Below are 17,933 nucleotides of genomic sequence, written 5' to 3' on the forward strand. Positions count from 1 at the left end.
GATCCTGCTCTTTTCCACCCTGGCAGCTTGGGATGAAGGCAGGTGCATATTCAACGAAATATATGTAAGCAAAAGCCTTTAATTAAATGATTTACATGGAGAAGGAGGAGTCATCGGATGTTTACATCGGGAATTGTCCCCCCATGGTTCTATATAATGGTATTGATCGTATGTATATTGTTTGTTGGAATCGGTTATTGGGTGACGAGAAGTGAGAAAGGGTTGCAGACCGGCGGTGATGGAAAGCTTGCAAGCAGGGCGATCTATTATGAAAATCGGTTTAGGTCATCGGCCAAACCTGCAGAAATCATTGATGTAAAAACAAACTATGTCGGTTATGTAAAACGTAACTTTAATAGCATTTTCCATCAGTTGCGGGCGTTCTTATCGCCTCGCAAAAATATCCGTTTAACGGCTGAAAATGGTGATGGGAAGTTGAAAATCCAATTACAAAACGTGAATGATCACACGAAATTCCTTTTTAGCAGCTGGGAAGCAGAGGTTACTACCAGCGGAATTGCTGAAAGGTTCACGATTGAAAGCAAGTCGGAAAAGAAGTCAAACATAAACCTGTCGTTTACTTATAAAGGTGAAATGATCGACGTTTTTAATAACGTTAAAGAAAGTGAGATAAAGGTCCAAAAAAATGGGGTGGACATTGCCAGAATCAGCTATCAAAGAAAACTACCGCCCCGAAAGGTTTTCATTGACTCTAAAGAAGGGGAGCTGCCGCTTCTTTTATTGGCTTGTATGTTTGAGATTGTAAAATACTATGACTAAAGAACAAGGGAGAGCGGGCTCATCCTTGCATTGCAATGGATTCCCGATGGTTCTTCTTCTGCCATGAAACTCTCCTCCAGAATTGGCAGCAGTGCTGTCCTGGAAAAAGATATCACCAAAGAAAGGGAGTCCCGTAATATTGGGACTCCCTTTCGATTCTATTAATCCTGCAAAGCTTTCATCGCAATATGAAGACTTGAATAGATGGGGATATTTGAAATGTTAATTCCCAAGTTAATCATCGTTTGGGCAATCTCTGGTCTGATTCCGGTTAAAGTGGCACTGATGCCTGAAAGGCCAAGAGCATCAATGACTTTAAAGATTCGATCAGCCACCATTGTATCAATGATAGGAACCCCTGATAAGTCTAAAATGATATGGTCCAGTTCCATTTGTGCACCTTTTACCAAGGCTTTATCCATTAACTCATGGGCACGTTTTGTATCAATATCGCCGACTAAAGGAAGGATCCCGATGGTCTCAGTGACTTTGATGACAGGTACAGACAGTTCCAATGCAACTGATTCTGCTGCATGGATCGTTGAATAATACTTTTTACTGTAAGAAACGCTCAGCCAGTGAACGGCACGGTCGACAACGGAATTAAATTGCGAAATCACATAGTAAAACTCTGAATATGAAAGCTGCTGCTTTTCCGCTTCGTCCCTGATGATTTTTCCTATTTGATCGCGGTAATTTCTAATCTCATCAATTGCAATATCGAGTGGAAGCTCTACGTCTATTAATAAATTGACTGCCTTTTCTCCCCATTTTTTTAAATGTTCATATGAGGTTTCAAGATCGTCCGTGATAGATTGAGCATATATATCAATCAGGTTATGACGCCATTCTTTTAAATCTTTACTGATTTTGTTCGAGTAATTATCTCGATTATCTACAGCCCGTTGTTCTGCCATTTTCTCTTTTAAGCTGAGAATGGCATAGGCAATATCCTTGGTTTTCGTATTTTCCATATTTATAGACAACAATCATTCCTCCTGCCGGCTTTTAAAAATATAGTAACATAAAATGAATATTTCGTCTTTTGCAGGGAATTGAAAATTTCTAAAAATAGGGAGTTGAAATAAATATGCGTCCATTTTTTGGTGCTGTTACATTTAATCTTCATTCCACTTCACTAATAAACTTTCCATAATCCCGTGATACACTGTGCTTGTTTCGTCCCTGAGACCATAGCTGACATTACACGCATCATTCATCCAATTCACTTCGATGGAATCCACTGTTGCATCACGTTTCAAGCCGGCAATTTCAATCATTACATGGTCATTCAGTTCATATCGGGTTTCAAATGACAGGGTATCTCTTTTTATATCAGAAGAGGACAAACAGTCTTCCACATTTATATACTTCTTAATTCCACCATCAATATCATAGGTGATCGAGGATGAATCCTGATATATTCGAAAACAGATCTTTTTTACCAAACCAGCTTTCAATCGACCCCGCTTTTGAGGGTCTCCAAATAGATCGCTATGGCCAATCAGGTTTTCCAAGGGTATGACTTCAATGGTACCGAACATAAAGCGCACCTCCAGGTATTAATTGTCTAATTAATACCTATTAAAAATATTCTATCGATAGACCATTGTCTTTGAAATGATAGATTTTTATAAAAATATACAATAATCTAAAAAATGTGTTGCGAACATCCGTTCTGTGCTTTATGATTAGTATGTATTGGGTGATGGATAAATTGAGTTCATACTCGATTAACAATGGGTGTGGAATTCATTATTGATCACTTTAATGATTCTATTTGGGAGATGATTATGATGACAGTACAAGTTTTTCCTTATTTAGTGATGGATGGAAACGCGCGGGAAGCAATCAATTATTATAAAGAATCCCTGGATGCAGAGGTTCTTTATACACAGACATTTGGTGAAAGTCCGGAAAGCCCAGACTTTCCTCTCCCCGAAGAAGCAAAAGACCGAATCATGCATGCTACGATTAAAATTGGTGAATCTGAACTGATGTTCAGTGATACATTCCCAGGACAGCCACACTCTGCAGGCAGCCAAGTAACACTTTGTATCACAACGAGCAATCCAGAAAGGTCGCAGAAACTATTTGATGGATTGAAGCAAGACGGGGAAGTTACGATGCCGCTGCAGAAAACATTCTTCAGCCCGCTGTACGGTTGCGTCGTAGACAAATTTGGCGTGACATTCCAAATTTATACCGGCGAAGAAAAGTAAATTACTTCAGGTGTTATGTAATTTGTCACCCATACAATCTTCAACCTAACTTAGAACCATACATAACTGCTAAATGAGCCATTCTCCTTTTCAACAGGGGGCTGGCTCTTTGTTGTTTCCGGGATTTCGTCTCCTACCGTATAATTTAGACCAGGATCCACACTCATATGATACAATCAACCTATCCAATACTCGGCAGATTTAGCAAGAAGGAGCGAAACATGAATTTTAAGCTGAATTCCAAGATCATTCTCGATATGTGCGGGTCTGTCTCCTTCAAGAGGGGAGAGGCTTACGCCCGAACGAACAAAGTAAGCATTAGGGAGCATAGTGAAAACCACTGTAAAGCTGTGGTACACGGTGCCGAAGAGTTTGAGGTGCTCATCGAAAAAGACGTTAAAGATGATTTGCAAACTGATTGTTCCTGCCCGAAACTTGCTTCCTATGACCTTGCTTGTCAGCACGTCGCTGCAGTATTAATCGTCGTTCAGCAAACACAGCAGACAGCTAGACGTGATCTGACTGAAGGTTTTTTCACATTGTTCAATCAACATGAAAATCATTCAATAGGGGAAAAACAGCATTTTGAAACGAGGGAAACTGTATATCCCGATTTTACATGTCTACCCGTCCCTATTGGAGATGGGCAGCACCTATTCGGTATTGCGATCCGAATCAATAACCATCCAATAAGGGATATAAGGGAATTTTTACAAACGGTGAAAGAAGGAAGGCCTTACAAGGTTGCTGAACACTTCACTTTTACATTGAAGACACATTGTTTCGCAAAGAAAACAGAAGCTGTTGTGAAAAAATTGATCACCGTACTTCTTGATGAACGAACCTATATTGAGGAAGTGACATGGGATATACAGACACAAAGAGAGACACTGATCCTGCCACCTTCCTCTTGGGAAGCCATTCTTCCTCTACTAGTACATATACCAGGCGTTAATGTGGCGCTAAACGATAAATTGTTTTGCATTATCCAGCGATCACGAAAAGCATTGCCTCTGAAATTTGATTTTGACGGATCAGAGGGAGGCAAATATACATTGCGTATAGCGGGACTATCAGAAATGATTCTGTTAACCCCTTATCATTCCGTCCTGCACCAAGGGAAAGTATTCGAACTTAGTGAGACGGACTCCCGCAGACTTGCAGAATTACAAGCCATGCTTGATGCATCCAAAACAAATGAAATAGCCATTCCAAAAGAGAAAATCAGCTTTTTCCTGGAAAAAGTGGCTCCTCATCTAAAGAAGCTTGGGGAGGTAAAGATATCAAAAACGTTATCTGACCAATTTATGAAATCTCCCTTGGCTGCAAAACTTTACTTAGATCGGGTTAATAATAAGCTGCTTGCAGGACTTGAGTTTCAATATGACCATATCGTCATAAACCCATTGGAGGAGAACGATATTCCAACAGGATCTTTAGTAATCCGGGATGTGGATCAAGAAGAACTAATCCTCTCCCACATGGAAGACAGTTCCTTCGCCAAGACTGAAGGCGGCTATCTTCTTCATAATGAAGAATTGGAATTCGATTTCCTATATTATCAATTGCCCAAGCTCCAAAAAATCGTTAAAGTCTATGCTACGACAGCTGTAAGAAATAGAATCTACCGAGAAAACGCAAAACCGCAAATCAGAGTGAAGGTGAAAAGAGAGAGGACCAACTGGCTTGAATTCAAATTCGATATGGATGGTATCCCGGAAAGGGACATATATGAACTGCTTTCAGCTCTTGAAGAAAAAAGAAAATATTATAGATTGCGGAATGGTGCCTTGATGTCTTTGGAGACAAAGGAAGCCCAGGAAATCCAGCGCTTCCTGCAGAGAGCGGAGGTCAACCCAGCCTCTCTAGCAAAAGGACTCGATCTTCCTATGAATCAATGTCTGGAACTTCTTGATCATGTCGATGGCAGCGAAGGGTTTAAAATTGAACATTCATTCAGGGAGTACCTGGACACCCTTCACAACCCTGGCAGCCCCCAATTCAAGGTTCCTGGCAATCTTGCCTATATCCTAAGAGATTACCAAAAGAAAGGCTTTCAATGGATGAAGACCCTTGCTCACTATGGTTTCGGAGGTATCCTTGCAGATGACATGGGCCTAGGAAAAACCATTCAGAGCATCACCTTTATTCAGTCGATTTTGGATGAAATCAGAAGGGAGAAAGCCCCGGCACTTATTGTATGTCCTTCTTCACTGACATATAACTGGAAGAGTGAATGTGCGAAATTCGCACCGGACATTGAAACAGTAGTGATCGACGGAAATAAATCGAAAAGAGCAAGTCTTCAAAGTGGGAATTTGAACGTTGATGCGGTCATCACGTCATATCCAATCCTCCGAAGGGATATCCATTGGTTTGAAAAACAGAACTTTTCTGCTGTGTTTTACGACGAAGCACAGGCATTCAAAAATCCTGTGACCCAAACGGCTCGTGCAGTCAAAAGAATCCAGGCCGGTAACCGATTCGCACTTACTGGAACACCAGTCGAGAATTCAATTGAAGAATTGTGGTCGATCTATCATGTGATCTTCCCTCAGTTATTCCTTGGGCTGAAGGATTACAGTCAGCTCACCCGTAAAACGATTGCGCGCAGGATCCAGCCTTTCATGCTGAGAAGGATGAAAGAAGATGTGCTTGATGAACTTCCAGGAAAAATCGAAACAAGGGTAACAGTTGAACTGCTTCCCGATCAAAAGAAGCTCTATGCTGCATACCTTGCTAAGCTGCGTCATGACACATTGAAGCACCTGGACAAAGATACACTGCGAAAAAACAAAATTAAAATCCTGGCAGGTATCACAAGGTTGAGGCAATTATGCTGCCATCCTTCACTCTTTGTAGGCGATTATAAAGGGGGCTCCGCCAAAATGGAGCATTTATTGAACATTCTTGAAGAATCCAGTCAGTCTGGCAGGAGGGTCCTGATTTTCTCACAATTCACTGGAATGCTTCAACTGATTGGAAGGGAGCTTGCACATAAAAACACATCGTTCTTTTACCTTGATGGAGAAACGCCTTCAGAAGAGAGGCTGAATATGTGTAATCGATACAATGGAGGGGAGCGGGATATATTTCTTATTTCACTAAAGGCTGGGGGAACAGGGCTAAATCTTCATAGTGCAGATACGGTCATCCTATATGACACGTGGTGGAATCCGGCAGTGGAAGAGCAGGCTGCTGACCGTGCTCATCGTATGGGGCAGGAAAATGAGGTACACGTAATCAAATTGGTCGCCAAGGGGACGATTGAGGAGAAAATAAATGAACTACAAGAGAAAAAGAGAAACTTGATTGAAGAAATCATGGATCCAGCTGAACGAAACGGAACGATGCTCAGTGAAAGAGATATCAAAGAGATATTAATGATCTAAATATGTAAATTATATCATGGTAAAGCAGTTGAAATTAGAAGGATCTGGTTGTTGAGTGCAATGCAAGACTCTTCCGGGCGAAGATTTGAATAAATATCAACAACGATGTTTACTATCGATTCTAATAAATAAAAGCAAAAGATTTCAGGAAAATCTTAATAATCATGGTAAAATAATTTTATATTATCCTGTAAAGGAAGGTACTCAATGTCTATGGTAGTTGAAGAGAAAAATATAACAAGATTAAACCTCGATGGTAAAGAATACATACTGATCGGTACAGCTCACGTCTCAAAAAAGAGTGCAGAGCAAGTTAAGGAAGTTATTGAAAGAGAACAGCCTGATTCAGTATGTGTAGAACTTGATGAACAAAGATACCAATCAATCATGCAAGGTGACAAATGGAAAGAAACGGACATATTCAAAGTGATCAAGGACCGGAAAGCAACTTTCTTATTAATGAACTTGGCGATTTCTTCTTTTCAAAGACGAATGGCGAAGCAGCTTGGCATTCAAGCTGGTCAAGAAATGATCCAAGGAATTGAGTCTGCAAAGGAAACCGGGGCCGAACTAGTCCTGGCTGACCGAAATATCCAAGTGACGTTCTCCCGTATTTGGAGCAATGTAGGGTTTACCGGAAAAGCTAAATTACTTATGCAGATCATTTACAGCATTTTCAGTAATGACAGTATTTCAGAAGAAGAGCTTGAGAATCTGAAATCCAAGGATATGCTTGAAGGGATGCTTAACGAATTCACGGAAACGTTCCCTCGTTTGAAAAAACCATTGATCGATGAACGTGACCAATACCTTTCTCAAAAGATTAAAGAAGCTCCTGGTAAGAAAATTGTCGCTGTTTTGGGAGCTGCCCATGTGCCTGGCATCAAAGAGGAGATCAATAGAGAACATAATCTGGACAAATTAAATGAACGACCACCGAAATCCAAGCTTCCCAAAATCATCGGGTGGGGGATCCCTATTTTCATACTGGCGATCATAGCCTACACGTTCATCTCGAATCCTGATGCAGGGATGCAGCAGTCGATCAGCTGGATATTATGGAATGGAGGATTTTCTGCTCTTGGCGTAGTAATAGGGTTGGGACATCCTTTAGCTATATTGACCGCCTTTGTAGCAGCACCGATTACGTCGCTTAATCCATTGCTGGCAGCCGGCTGGTTTGCAGGTGCAGTCCAGGCGTACTTTAAGCGCCCGAATGTAGCAGATTTTGACCGTTTATCCGAAGATGTGTTGAGTGTAAAAGGATTTTGGTCTAATAAAGTGACTCGAATATTATTAATCGTTGTATTAGCTAACCTGGGCAGTTCCCTCGGAACATTTATAGGTGGAGCAGATGTCATACGATTATTCTTCGAAAACCTATAATATGTTTTTTTAGGTAAGCTGTTTTCAAGACTTGGAGGCAGCTTATTTTTTTGTACTTAACGAAATATTTCGAGGAATTTGTAAATTTACTCACACTGCCTCTACAATGGTTTCTAGTCTAATGATAAACTAGGTGAAATAACAAAAATGGAGGAAGAAAATGCCTGTATATAATAAGTTAGTTCGTGATAAGATCCCAGAAATCATTGAAGCAAATGGGGCGGCACCTAACGTAAGAATCCTCGAGGAAGATGAATATATAATGTACTTAAAAGAAAAATGCAGCGAAGAACTTAATGAATATTTTAATGCTGAGACAAATTCAGAAGCGGTTGAGGAGCTTGCAGATCTCCTTGAAATCATGCACGCATTGGCTGCTCAGCATGGCTCTTCCATTGAGGAAGTCGAACACGTTCGACAGATAAAGGCTGAAAAACGAGGACGATTTCAAGAAAAAATCTTTCTTATGGAAGTGGTGGAAAGAGAGTAGTTATTCAGGTGAGGGTTAAACAGTAGAGGAAATACTTCGTTTATATGGAGGGATATGAAATGTTCATACCATTAACAACAAACAGGCTTCAACTAAGACTTTTCACAAAGTCGGACGCCCCGGATATCCAGAAACTCGCAAGCAATCAAGAGGTAGCGGGGATTATCGGCTTGCCACAACCGTATTTATTAGAGCACGCCGTTAAATGGATCGATATCCAGCCTGCTCTACTAGAAAATGGCACTGAATATCCATTAGCAATAGTCCAGAAAGATTCGGATGAACTTGTTGGCACCATTACTTTACGTGTTGATAAAAAAAATCAGAAAGGTGAACTCGGCTACTGGATAGGGAGACCTTTTTGGGGGATGGGATTTGCCACAGAAGCCGTGAAAAGAATGATGAGTTTTGGAATAGAAGATCTTGGGCTTAATAAAATTTGGGCTTCTGCCATGTCAAAGAATACCGCTTCGATTTCTGTTCTTCAAAAAGCCGGTTTGAGGAGAGAAGGCGTGCTGAAAGAGGATCGGATGTTGTCTGGTAATTTTGAAGATATTGATATATTTGGAATCGTGAAGAAAGACTATGAAAAACATTAAATGGATTGTGAAAACCTGAAGTTTTATTTCTGTCTGAGCTCTTATTTTGTTGATAGCTGCTGAATTGAGCTAAATTATAATATGTGAGGACATTTTAACAGTAGGTATTATTAGTATCGATTGTCAATTTTAAGGAAGTCATACAGTAATTCTTGATTCAAATTATTTTTGCACTTTTTTACTTATCATTATTAACTTTTCCCCCTTTAGTGTTTTTATTCAGTACTGAATCTGAGTCCATGTGTTACTCGTAAGATAAACTTTCCACTAATAAAGTTTATCCTTCAAGAAATAATAGGAGAGTAGCTGTAAATTAAAAGGGGGATAACGAATGAATAATTTTCGTTGGTTAACATCACTTATTAACTATAGAAATATGATGCAATGGACAGGTTTTATGAGAAAAAGGCGTAATAACAGGGGGACATTGCTATGGTCACTCTTGGGGACAGCGTTGATGGCAGCTGTATATGCAATGACTAGAGGAAGACTGTCTGCGTGGACGTTTGAACCATTACAAAACTTGGCAAGTAATATCCAAAATAAGTTCCAGCAGACAAACCAGCCTTATGCTACTGGTCTTACAGAATTTGCGGATGAATTATTACCTCAAGATACTTCAAAATTAAATTTCTCAACAAACTCAACAAATAGTCATGATCAAACGTCACCTGAATTAAAGAGCGACCAGACACTTGGTGAGTAATCACTTTATTAGTACCAAAAGGGGAGATATTCGATCTCCCTTCTTTTATTATCTTTCATGAAATACCCTCGCTTAATCCTGAATATAAATGCTCTACTCCTTTATAGACTGACCTACAATATTCATATGTATTCTCATTTAAGATGTAAATTTCATGATATTAGTCAACAATCCTTAATAAGGGAGGGAGTCCCGGAGCAGAGCTTTCGGCTCATTCGAAGACTTCTCCCGTCATTTGTGACATGAAACGGTTGTAAAATTTCTTATATTCAAAACCGAATGCGATCCGGTGCTTCTTTGCATTATTCTCAAACTCAATATAGGGCCGGATGTCAGTTATGCTTTGACCTTGATTTATACGGTCTTCAGTAGTCACAATGAATACCGGGAGCTCTCTGAAGGTGAACATATCTTCGAATAAAGGTGCCATAAGGGTTATTGCATCATGCACCGGACTTCCCTGTATGTCAGGATTCCGATCTTTGTAGAAAGCATAGTAGTAATCGAGGAGGGGCTTTAATAGCTCTGTTTGTCCTTTGGAGTCGATATAGTCCACCATTTCAGGCGTCACAATGGCATAATCTGTGACATTCAGAGGAATGATCGTTAATTTATCCGCATAGTTCATCACCAGTCTTGCCGCAACCGGGTCTGAATAAAAGTTCGCTTCTGAGACCGCTGTTACATTTCCCGGAACCCAAAATGCCCCGCCCATCACATAAATTTCCTTAACTGTACCCATAAGGTCAGGGTAGAGAATATACATGGTTGCGAGTGAAGTCAACCTTCCGATACTGACAATGGTCAGATCTCCATCATATTGTTCAATGATATTCACTATTTCAAAAAAGTTCTCCGTTGTGCTCCCCAATTTTTCTGGAATGATCGGTCCTAATCCATACTCACCATGTATCTCAGGGTAAAATGTCGGTTCCTTTGCTGTCATCGGTATTTCCGCTCCGCCTATAATTGGAAATCGCTTTTCTTCCGGAACGTATGTCATCAATAAGTAATTCGCTGTCTGGATTGCACGCTCTCTTGGCACATTCCCATAATCAGCGACCACTCCAACAATTTCGATGTCGTCACTTAGGTATGCATAGATTAATGCAACGATGTCATCGATTCCAACATCTGCGAATAGCAGGACCTTCTTTTTCACAAGAATACACCTCTCCAGTTTTCCACATTATATGGGAATTGATCATTGTCCTGTGTCAATATTGCCGGATAGATTCAAGCATAATCTTGCTTGGAAATTTTTTATCATCACTATTGAACTTTACGTTAACGTAAATGATAAAATAGAACTATCAAAATATTCTTGAAACAGGATGATCTTTAATGAACTATACGATTAGTCAACTCGCTGAAGAGTTCGGCGTTACAACACGTACAATACGGTATTATGAAGAACTGGATCTTCTCGAGCCTACACGGACCAGTTCAGGAAGAAGAATCTACACCAAAAGGGATTTGACGAAACTGAAGCTGATTCTCCGCGGAAAACGATTTGGGTTTTCCCTGGATGAAATCAAAGAAATGGTGCTTTTATTCGATCAGGACCGCACAGGGAAAAAACAGTTGGAGCGTACGATCGAGTATGGAAATAAACGAATCGGGGAGGTGAGTGCATTCATTGATGAGCTGGTGGAGATGAAAAAGGAGCTTGTAAACCTTCGTGATGAGTTTCAGGAAAAATTGAATCGAATAGGAGAGAAGTAAATGAATCTATCCAATCTGCTTTCCCGTAACGCTCGAAAATATCCTCTACACCAGGCAATCGTGTCTGAGACGGAAAAAATAAATTATCATGAGCTGAATGAGCTCGTGAACCGCTTTGCCTCCAGTTTAAAAGAAAGAGGACTTACATCAGGTGATAAGGTCGTTCTTTTCATGCCGAATACAAAAGAATTCATTATTAGTTACTTTGCCGTTCTTAGGCTCGGCGGGATTATTGTTCCTGTGAATGCCAAGCTTACAAAAAATGAAGTGGAATACATACTTCATCACAGCGATGCAAAAGCACTTCTTGTACATGAGTGGCTGTTCGATACGGTGAAGGAAATAAATACGGAGTCATTGATTACTGTTAAAACAGGCTCTGATAATGGAGAGTGGCGCTCATTTGAATATATGGTGAATGAAGGTTCTGATGAAGAAATTCACTGTCCATTAAGTGAAGATGATGATGCCACGATCCTCTATACATCTGGTACGACCGGACAGCCCAAGGGTGTGTTGTTTACGTATCGAAGTATTCTGTCTGTCGCAGTGATGATGTGTGTCGAATTCAACATGAAACCAGAAAGCCGAATCTTGCATATGATGCCACTCAGCCATTCAGCCCCTTTGCACTTATTCCTTGCAGCAGGTACGTATGTCGGCTGCACACATGTCGTAACCCCTGTTTTCACTCCTGAGAGTCTCTTGAAAATGGTAGACAAAGAGAAGATAACCCATTTCTTCGGAGCGCCAGTTGCATATTTATTTACAGCGAAAATACCAAACATTGATTCTTACAATCTCACTAGTATGGAGCATTGGGTATACGGTGGAGCACCTTTGTCATCCAAAGAAATTACGTTTATCAAAGAAAAATTAGTCACGGATAAACTGAGTTGTGTTTATGGGCTGACTGAAGCCGGTCCAAGCGGAACACTGCTCCTTCCAAAGGAGCATGATGAAAAATCAGGAAGTATCGGCAGGAGGGGAGCCCTGGGAACAGAAATTAAGATTGTGGATGAAAAAGGTGCTGAAGTGAAAGCCGGAGAAGTTGGAGAAATCCTCCTTTATGGTGAAGGGAATATGAAAGAATACTATAAAGACCCCGAAAAGACACAGGAATCTTTCATAGACGGCTGGCTGAGGACCGGTGACATGGCAAGGCGTGATGATGAAGGATATTTCTGGGTCGTGGATAGAAAAAAAGACATGATTATTTCCGGTGGCGTGAACATTTACCCGAAAGAAATCGAAGAAGCGCTGCTTGCTCACCCTGATATTTCAGAAGTTGCCGTAGTAGGTGTTCCTCATCAAGAATGGGGGGAAACAGTGAAGGCGTATGTTGTTTCTTCGTTAGATAATAGCAGCTTAATTGATGAATGTAAGTCGTTCTTAGAAGGGAATCTGGCAAGTTTTAAAATTCCGAAGCTGTATGAAGGTATCGACGTACTGCCCCGTAATGCTACAGGCAAAATTTTAAAGCAAGTGCTGCGTGAAGAAGGGAGTGAGGTGACATCATGAAGAAGATCGAGAACTTTTATCTTGAGGATCCTCACCTGCAGCAGCTTATGCGCCATTATCTTAAAGATGATTTCTATAAATGGGCTGAGGGAGAACTAACCGAATTTGGAGAAATGTGTGCAGGGGCAATTGATGAACGTGCTGTTCATACAGACCGTGAAGGGCAGCCGCGGTTGATTAAATATAACCGCTTTGGTGAAGAAGTTTCAGAAATTTGGGTGAATGAAGGATATAAGAAAACAGTTGAGGAGACATACAATAAAGGGATTGTCGGCTATATCCACAAAGAGATACCTGAACTTGGATCCAAAGGGAATTATCTATATTCCTATGCACAGGGATATCTATTGTCACAGACCGAGCCTGGATTTTACTGCCCAGTTACGTTAACGATGGCAACGGCCATGCTGCTCGATAAATATGGATCTGACGACGTAAAAGAAACGTTCATGAAGCATGTGCTGTCTACAGGAGAAGTAGAATTATACGAAGGAGCGACATTTCTGACCGAGAGGCAAGGTGGCTCTGATGTAGGGGCTAATGCTGTGCGAGCTGTTGAAAATGGTATGGATTATGAACTCTATGGAGAGAAATATTTTGCCTCCAATTCCGGTATGTGTGGTGTCGCCATGGTACTGGCAAGGATCGACGGGGCTCGAGGAGGAACAAAAGGACTCAGTTTGTTCGCTGTACCTTGGAGAGAAAAGGACGGCAGCTTGAATGGCATCCATGTACGGCGATTGAAGGATAAGCTTGGTGTCCGTGCGGTGCCTTCTGCTGAAATTGAATTTGATGGAGCTAAGGCATATCTAGTGGGTGAACCAAACAAAGGCATTTATTATATGATGGAAGCTTTGAACCTTTCGCGTATCTGCAATGCGATTGCGTCGATCGGTATCATGCGCAGAGCCTATATGGAAGCAAGAAACTATGCATTTTACCGTGAAGCTTTTGGAGAAAAGCTTACGCATTATCCCATGATCAAGGAGAGCCTTGTTCAGCTTGCTGCTAAACAAGAGGTTGAAACGAGTGCAGTATTCAGATTGGTGGAAATGTTTGACCTGGTCTCGAATGATGGAATTCCGACAACAGAAGATGATGCGGCGCACACTCGGCTTCTCATCGCCATATTGAAAAAGGAGAGTGCAGAACAGGCCATTCATTTTTCACATGAAGCCATTGAAATGCATGGGGGCAACGGGTATATCGAAGATTTCGTACTGCCCCGTCTGCTGAGGGATGCACAAGTGCTGACCGTCTGGGAAGGGACTGCGAACATATTGGGGCTGGAAGTGCTTCGCCTCATAAAGAAACACCGGGTACATGAATTGTTCCTCAAGGAAATGAAGAATGAGCTTTCTGGACTTCCTGAAAAGCTGAGTAAGTTAGGCTCAACCGTTCTTGAAGGGGTGACTGTATTGGAAAGCGTCTTGGATCAAGTGGCAAACGCTGATGATGACACCCAGACGTATCATAGTAAGCGTATCGCCGAACTGATGGCAAGGATTTATGAAAGTGTCGTTGCGCTGAGTGATGCAGCATTATTTGGAGGCGAACGCAGGCGAATGATTGCTGAGGTGTTCATTGAGAACGCTTGGAAAAAGAACGAGTGGCTGGATACAGAAATGAGATCACTTCAATATTTTGATGAAATCGTTGGATTAAACGTGAAAGTTTAAAAAGCGAGAAATCCCCAGGCAGTGGATGCCCGGGGATTCTTTTATTTTTCACAGCAGCATGGACAATCACATTCTTTTTTTGTTTGGCATTTACATCGCTTGCACGTACAGCTTTTCTTAATCATCGGGTCACCTCCAGTGCCGAGCTTCTTAGTAACAAGGGTAACCAACATTGGTGTTTTCATACTTCGACCGTATGGGAATGAAATACTCAATTTGTTTTTAACGGCATGTTTTCTTTCTCTACTGGACATATTATTCCCAACTCAACCGAAAGGAGATGCTCATCCATGAAAGAGGATAAACAAAAGAGAGATGTACCGCTAAAGGAAAAAGGCGACATGCAAACCATTGAAAATATTTCGAACAGCGAAAACGTTCAGCCCGAACCACAACCCCAGCCAAAAGATTATGATGAAATCGAATACTGAACCGGTTATCATTAACATACAAACACAAGCCCGTCCCTCAACACTTTAAAGTGATGAGGGACGGGCTTTGAAAAAGGGGGATGCCGGATGGGTCATGTGATGATCAGGCAGGAGGTAATGAATGATTTCAAGGCTATTAAAGATGTGAATGATCTTGCATTCAAGAAGGAAGATGAATCGATACTTATTGAGAAAATCAGAGAAAGTGAGGCGTATATTCCGGAGCTTTCACTTGTTGGATTTACAGATCGAGGATTTTTGGCAGGGCATATTCTATTCAGCAAAATACATATTGAGAATGATGCAGGGGAGATGATACCCTCCATCGCTTTGGCGCCAGTTGCCGTCCACCCGGAATATCAAGGAGAGGGGATTGGTACTTCCTTGATACAGGAAGGAATAGCTCGTGCAAGGAACCTGGGATATACTTCAGTGATCGTGTTAGGACATCCCACTTACTATCCTCGATTTGGCTTTAAACGGGCTAGTGAGTTTTCCATAAAGGCTCCATTTGACATAGGGGATGAATTCTTTATGGCGATGGAATTAGAAAAAAGCGGACTTAAGGGAATCACAGGTACTGTTCGTTATTCTGAGCCTTTCGGAATCTAATGAATAAGATGGACTAATGAGGTTCCTCTTTTGCCGGTACACTAGAGAATCATTTAAAGAAAGATGCACTATGACATCTAATAAATGCATTAACAAAGCTCAGAGCAATCTCTGAGCCTTTCTGTTTTTTATGGCATTCCTTCGTAATCCATTACTAATCTATACAAACCTGTACATCAGGATATCATCCCAATATTCATTTTCGTTTATCTTAAATTCGTTTATTTTACGTCCTTCTTCCACAAAACCCATTTTTTCATACAAGGCAATAGCCCTCGTATTGGTGGAAAATACCCCTAAACTAACCTTTTCAATATCGGAATGCTGCTCTGCCCAACTAATTAATTTTTTTAATAATAATTGTCCAATCCCGATATTTCTGTATTCTTTGTTAATCATCATGGCGGCTGTACCGGTGTGTGACATTCGCATCCTGTTTTGGGACAGGAAAACGATCCATCCAACCACTTTCCCGTTTAATTCTGCGACATACATCGTTTCTCTATCGTGATCTATCAGGGATTGAATCCATTCACGGTGTTGTTTTTCAGTTTTATTGAACTCTTCTGATACAGTGATTAAATAATCACTTTCCTCAACCACATCTTTTTGCAATGTTAAAACTGCTGGTGCATCTTCAATTTGAGCGACTCGGATCGTTACTTTACACCCATTTGGCAGTGACATGAAATCACCTCACATTTAATATCTTGTTACTGATGATTTCCACATTCAATTAGAAAATCCTCTATTCATTAAAAGGATAATTTACAGGGAACTGAATCTTCATAGTGCAGATTGTTGAATTTCTGTCAGTTTTTTTGACTCATATGTTTATTAAACATGCTATGATGTCCCTATGCTTATTAATAAAATAAACGGAGGAAAACATATGAGTACCAAAAATGCATCACCAATGAAATATATAGTCATTATGACTCTATTAATTGCCGTCCTATTAGCAGCGATTGTCATGCTGAATAATAAAGCAAAGCCAAAGGATGAAGCTCTTGAGTCTCATCCATCAACGGAAAATCAGCCGACTATAGGTGAAGAGGATGCACCAGTATCCATTGTTGAGTTCGGGGACTTCAAGTGTCCTGCATGTAAAGCTTGGGGGGAACAGATCTATCCGAAGGTAAAGGGTGAATTTATCGATACGGGCAAAGCGAACTTAACCTATGTAAATGTGTTATTTCATGGAGAAGAGTCGATCCTCGCGGCACAAGCTGCAGAATCAGTATTCAAACATGATCCCGATTCTTATTGGGAGTTCCAGAAGGAATTATATAAAGAACAGCCTGAAGGCGGTAACCATGAGGCTGCGTGGGTGACGGTGGACAAGCTAGTAGAAGTTGCCGAAAAGACCACAGACGTGGATATTGAACAATTGAAAAAGGATGTCGAAGGAGAAGCTGCCAAAGATCAGCTTAACATTGATACGAATCTGGTAGAAAAATTTAGTGTCGAGCAAACACCGACAATCATCATAAACGGCACAAAATTGGAAGATCCGTATGATTATGAAAGAATCAGATCAATCATCGAAGAAGGTCAGAAGTAAATGGTCGGGGAAAAGATTGATAAAACCCAACTTTTTATGTATGCTGCTTGGCTAGTTTCAATCACCGCCACGCTGGGAAGTTTATATTTTAGCGAAGTGAAAGGGTTTATACCGTGTGAGCTATGCTGGTATCAGCGTATTTTCATGTATCCGTTAACTCTGATACTCGGTTTGGCGACTTTTCATAATGACACAGGTTTAAAGAGGATTGTCCTTCCGATGTCCATATTTGGAGGTATCATATCGGTTCTTCACTATTTGGAGCAGAAAGTGCCCGGATTCGGGGGAATCAAGCCATGTGCAAGCGGGGTTCCATGTAATGCAGAATATATCAATTGGTTAGGCTTTATCACGATTCCATTTCTTGCACTGACCGCTTTTACTTTTATCACTATATTTACTTTCCTTTGGAAAAAATCCGAACAATAAAGAAAAGCTGAAGTTTTCATTAACTTCAGCTTTTCTTTATCTTGGCGCCCATAAAATTACGGACACACCTATCATACATATAGCAGCACCAATAAAATCATACAAATCAGGTGTATTTTTATCGACCCACCAACCCCAAAGAATGGCAAGGACGATAAACACTCCACCGTAAGCTGCATACACTCTTCCGAAGGTCGGGAAGTTCTGAAGCGTCGGTATGATACCGTAAAGCACCAGGATCAAACTGCCAATTACCCCATACCATGGCGAGGCATTTTCTCTCAGCCATAGCCAGACGAGATATCCGCCGCCAATTTCCGCCAGCCCTGCGATGATGAATAGAAATATGGCTGACACCATCTTGATCACGTCCTTTCAAACAAGAGAGTGGATTGTT

The 17,933-nt window shown here is 40.9% G+C and carries 19 protein-coding genes; 14 read left to right on the forward strand and 5 right to left on the reverse strand.

Features of this window, described 5'->3' with window-relative positions:
* The first annotated feature begins 117 nt into the window (after positions 1-117).
* The gene (locus tag ACUXV2_RS09200; protein ID WP_446246710.1) at positions 118-780 is read left to right on the forward strand and encodes a tubby C-terminal domain-like protein; all 663 of its coding nucleotides are present in this window, start codon (positions 118-120) and stop codon (positions 778-780) included.
* A 161-nt stretch (positions 781-941) separates the two neighbouring features.
* Here the strand turns inward: ACUXV2_RS09200 and ACUXV2_RS09205 are convergent, their stop codons facing one another.
* Together ACUXV2_RS09205 and ACUXV2_RS09210 are read right to left on the reverse strand one after the other, a co-directional pair.
* Entirely contained in the window at positions 942-1,766 is an 825-nt protein-coding gene (locus tag ACUXV2_RS09205) for an STAS domain-containing protein (RefSeq protein WP_446246711.1), read from the reverse strand.
* Positions 1,767-1,898: 132 nt separating this feature from the next.
* Entirely contained in the window at positions 1,899-2,324 is a 426-nt protein-coding gene (locus tag ACUXV2_RS09210) for a hypothetical protein (RefSeq protein ID WP_446246712.1), read from the reverse strand.
* Between the two features lie 252 nt (positions 2,325-2,576).
* Between ACUXV2_RS09210 and ACUXV2_RS09215 the strand changes: the two genes are divergently transcribed.
* The 6 genes from ACUXV2_RS09215 (at position 2,577) to ACUXV2_RS09240 (ending at position 9,575) form a co-directional block, all read left to right on the forward strand.
* Positions 2,577-3,002, forward strand: a complete 426-nt coding sequence (locus ACUXV2_RS09215) for a VOC family protein (RefSeq protein ID WP_446246713.1) — start codon at positions 2,577-2,579, stop codon at positions 3,000-3,002.
* Positions 3,003-3,223: 221 nt separating this feature from the next.
* Positions 3,224-6,394 carry a DEAD/DEAH box helicase gene (locus ACUXV2_RS09220; protein WP_446246714.1) on the forward strand — a complete coding sequence of 1,057 codons (3,171 nt, stop codon included), beginning with the start codon at positions 3,224-3,226 and terminating at the stop codon, positions 6,392-6,394.
* A gap of 213 nt (positions 6,395-6,607) precedes the next feature.
* Positions 6,608-7,780, forward strand: coding sequence for a TraB/GumN family protein (locus tag ACUXV2_RS09225; protein WP_446247033.1), 1,173 nt, complete (start codon positions 6,608-6,610; stop codon positions 7,778-7,780).
* 160 nt (positions 7,781-7,940) lie between these two features.
* Positions 7,941-8,270: a nucleoside triphosphate pyrophosphohydrolase gene (locus ACUXV2_RS09230; RefSeq protein ID WP_446246715.1), complete on the forward strand. Its 330-nt coding sequence runs from the start codon at positions 7,941-7,943 to the stop codon at positions 8,268-8,270.
* Between the two features lie 59 nt (positions 8,271-8,329).
* On the forward strand, positions 8,330-8,869 hold the full coding sequence (locus tag ACUXV2_RS09235; RefSeq protein WP_446246716.1) for a GNAT family N-acetyltransferase: 540 nt from the start codon (positions 8,330-8,332) through the stop codon (positions 8,867-8,869).
* A gap of 331 nt (positions 8,870-9,200) precedes the next feature.
* Entirely contained in the window at positions 9,201-9,575 is a 375-nt protein-coding gene (locus tag ACUXV2_RS09240; RefSeq protein ID WP_446246717.1) for a hypothetical protein, read from the forward strand.
* 211 nt (positions 9,576-9,786) lie between these two features.
* Here the strand turns inward: ACUXV2_RS09240 and ACUXV2_RS09245 are convergent, their stop codons facing one another.
* The gene (locus ACUXV2_RS09245) at positions 9,787-10,737 is read right to left on the reverse strand and encodes a nucleoside hydrolase (RefSeq protein ID WP_446246718.1); all 951 of its coding nucleotides are present in this window, start codon (positions 10,735-10,737) and stop codon (positions 9,787-9,789) included.
* 182 nt (positions 10,738-10,919) lie between these two features.
* On the opposite strand from ACUXV2_RS09245, the gene ACUXV2_RS09250 reads away from it, so the two are divergent.
* From ACUXV2_RS09250 to ACUXV2_RS09270, 5 genes are all read left to right on the forward strand, one after another.
* Complete coding sequence (locus tag ACUXV2_RS09250; RefSeq protein WP_446246719.1) at positions 10,920-11,300, forward strand: MerR family transcriptional regulator; 381 nt, start codon at positions 10,920-10,922, stop codon at positions 11,298-11,300.
* Positions 11,301-12,821, forward strand: coding sequence for a class I adenylate-forming enzyme family protein (locus tag ACUXV2_RS09255; RefSeq protein WP_446246720.1), 1,521 nt, complete (start codon positions 11,301-11,303; stop codon positions 12,819-12,821).
* A complete protein-coding gene (locus tag ACUXV2_RS09260; protein ID WP_446246721.1) occupies positions 12,818-14,500 on the forward strand; it encodes an acyl-CoA dehydrogenase family protein in 1,683 nt (560 codons plus the stop codon). The genes ACUXV2_RS09255 and ACUXV2_RS09260 overlap by 4 nt, the downstream gene beginning before the upstream one ends.
* Before the next feature lie 290 nt (positions 14,501-14,790).
* Positions 14,791-14,931 carry a hypothetical protein gene (locus ACUXV2_RS09265; protein WP_446246722.1) on the forward strand — a complete coding sequence of 47 codons (141 nt, stop codon included), beginning with the start codon at positions 14,791-14,793 and terminating at the stop codon, positions 14,929-14,931.
* Between the two features lie 87 nt (positions 14,932-15,018).
* The gene (locus ACUXV2_RS09270; protein ID WP_446246723.1) at positions 15,019-15,543 is read left to right on the forward strand and encodes a GNAT family N-acetyltransferase; all 525 of its coding nucleotides are present in this window, start codon (positions 15,019-15,021) and stop codon (positions 15,541-15,543) included.
* Between the two features lie 159 nt (positions 15,544-15,702).
* Here the strand turns inward: ACUXV2_RS09270 and ACUXV2_RS09275 are convergent, their stop codons facing one another.
* Positions 15,703-16,230, reverse strand: coding sequence for an N-acetyltransferase family protein (locus ACUXV2_RS09275; RefSeq protein WP_446246724.1), 528 nt, complete (start codon positions 16,228-16,230; stop codon positions 15,703-15,705).
* A gap of 205 nt (positions 16,231-16,435) precedes the next feature.
* Here ACUXV2_RS09275 and ACUXV2_RS09280 point away from each other — a divergent pair, with 205 nt between their 5' ends.
* Positions 16,436-17,107 carry a thioredoxin domain-containing protein gene (locus ACUXV2_RS09280; RefSeq protein WP_446246725.1) on the forward strand — a complete coding sequence of 224 codons (672 nt, stop codon included), beginning with the start codon at positions 16,436-16,438 and terminating at the stop codon, positions 17,105-17,107.
* Positions 17,108-17,536, forward strand: coding sequence for a disulfide oxidoreductase (locus ACUXV2_RS09285; protein WP_446246726.1), 429 nt, complete (start codon positions 17,108-17,110; stop codon positions 17,534-17,536). It begins immediately after the preceding gene.
* Between the two features lie 36 nt (positions 17,537-17,572).
* Here the strand turns inward: ACUXV2_RS09285 and ACUXV2_RS09290 are convergent, their stop codons facing one another.
* A complete protein-coding gene (locus ACUXV2_RS09290) occupies positions 17,573-17,896 on the reverse strand; it encodes a YnfA family protein (RefSeq protein ID WP_446246727.1) in 324 nt (107 codons plus the stop codon).
* Positions 17,897-17,933: the final 37 nt, after the last annotated feature.

This window comes from Rossellomorea sp. NS-SX7 (assembly GCF_052828565.1).

Coding starts and splice junctions, on each gene's coding strand:
- ACUXV2_RS09200 (WP_446246710.1), top strand. CDS start 118: ATGTTTACATCGGGAATTGTCCCCCCATGGTTCTATATAATGGTATTG.
- ACUXV2_RS09210 (WP_446246712.1), bottom strand. CDS start 2,324: ATGTTCGGTACCATTGAAGTCATACCCTTGGAAAACCTGATTGGCCAT.
- ACUXV2_RS09215 (WP_446246713.1), top strand. CDS start 2,577: ATGACAGTACAAGTTTTTCCTTATTTAGTGATGGATGGAAACGCGCGG.
- ACUXV2_RS09220 (WP_446246714.1), top strand. CDS start 3,224: ATGAATTTTAAGCTGAATTCCAAGATCATTCTCGATATGTGCGGGTCT.
- ACUXV2_RS09225 (WP_446247033.1), top strand. CDS start 6,608: ATGGTAGTTGAAGAGAAAAATATAACAAGATTAAACCTCGATGGTAAA.
- ACUXV2_RS09230 (WP_446246715.1), top strand. CDS start 7,941: ATGCCTGTATATAATAAGTTAGTTCGTGATAAGATCCCAGAAATCATT.
- ACUXV2_RS09235 (WP_446246716.1), top strand. CDS start 8,330: ATGTTCATACCATTAACAACAAACAGGCTTCAACTAAGACTTTTCACA.
- ACUXV2_RS09240 (WP_446246717.1), top strand. CDS start 9,201: ATGAATAATTTTCGTTGGTTAACATCACTTATTAACTATAGAAATATG.
- ACUXV2_RS09250 (WP_446246719.1), top strand. CDS start 10,920: ATGAACTATACGATTAGTCAACTCGCTGAAGAGTTCGGCGTTACAACA.
- ACUXV2_RS09255 (WP_446246720.1), top strand. CDS start 11,301: ATGAATCTATCCAATCTGCTTTCCCGTAACGCTCGAAAATATCCTCTA.
- ACUXV2_RS09260 (WP_446246721.1), top strand. CDS start 12,818: ATGAAGAAGATCGAGAACTTTTATCTTGAGGATCCTCACCTGCAGCAG.
- ACUXV2_RS09265 (WP_446246722.1), top strand. CDS start 14,791: ATGAAAGAGGATAAACAAAAGAGAGATGTACCGCTAAAGGAAAAAGGC.
- ACUXV2_RS09270 (WP_446246723.1), top strand. CDS start 15,019: ATGGGTCATGTGATGATCAGGCAGGAGGTAATGAATGATTTCAAGGCT.
- ACUXV2_RS09275 (WP_446246724.1), bottom strand. CDS start 16,230: ATGTCACTGCCAAATGGGTGTAAAGTAACGATCCGAGTCGCTCAAATT.
- ACUXV2_RS09280 (WP_446246725.1), top strand. CDS start 16,436: ATGAGTACCAAAAATGCATCACCAATGAAATATATAGTCATTATGACT.
- ACUXV2_RS09285 (WP_446246726.1), top strand. CDS start 17,108: ATGGTCGGGGAAAAGATTGATAAAACCCAACTTTTTATGTATGCTGCT.
- ACUXV2_RS09290 (WP_446246727.1), bottom strand. CDS start 17,896: ATGGTGTCAGCCATATTTCTATTCATCATCGCAGGGCTGGCGGAAATT.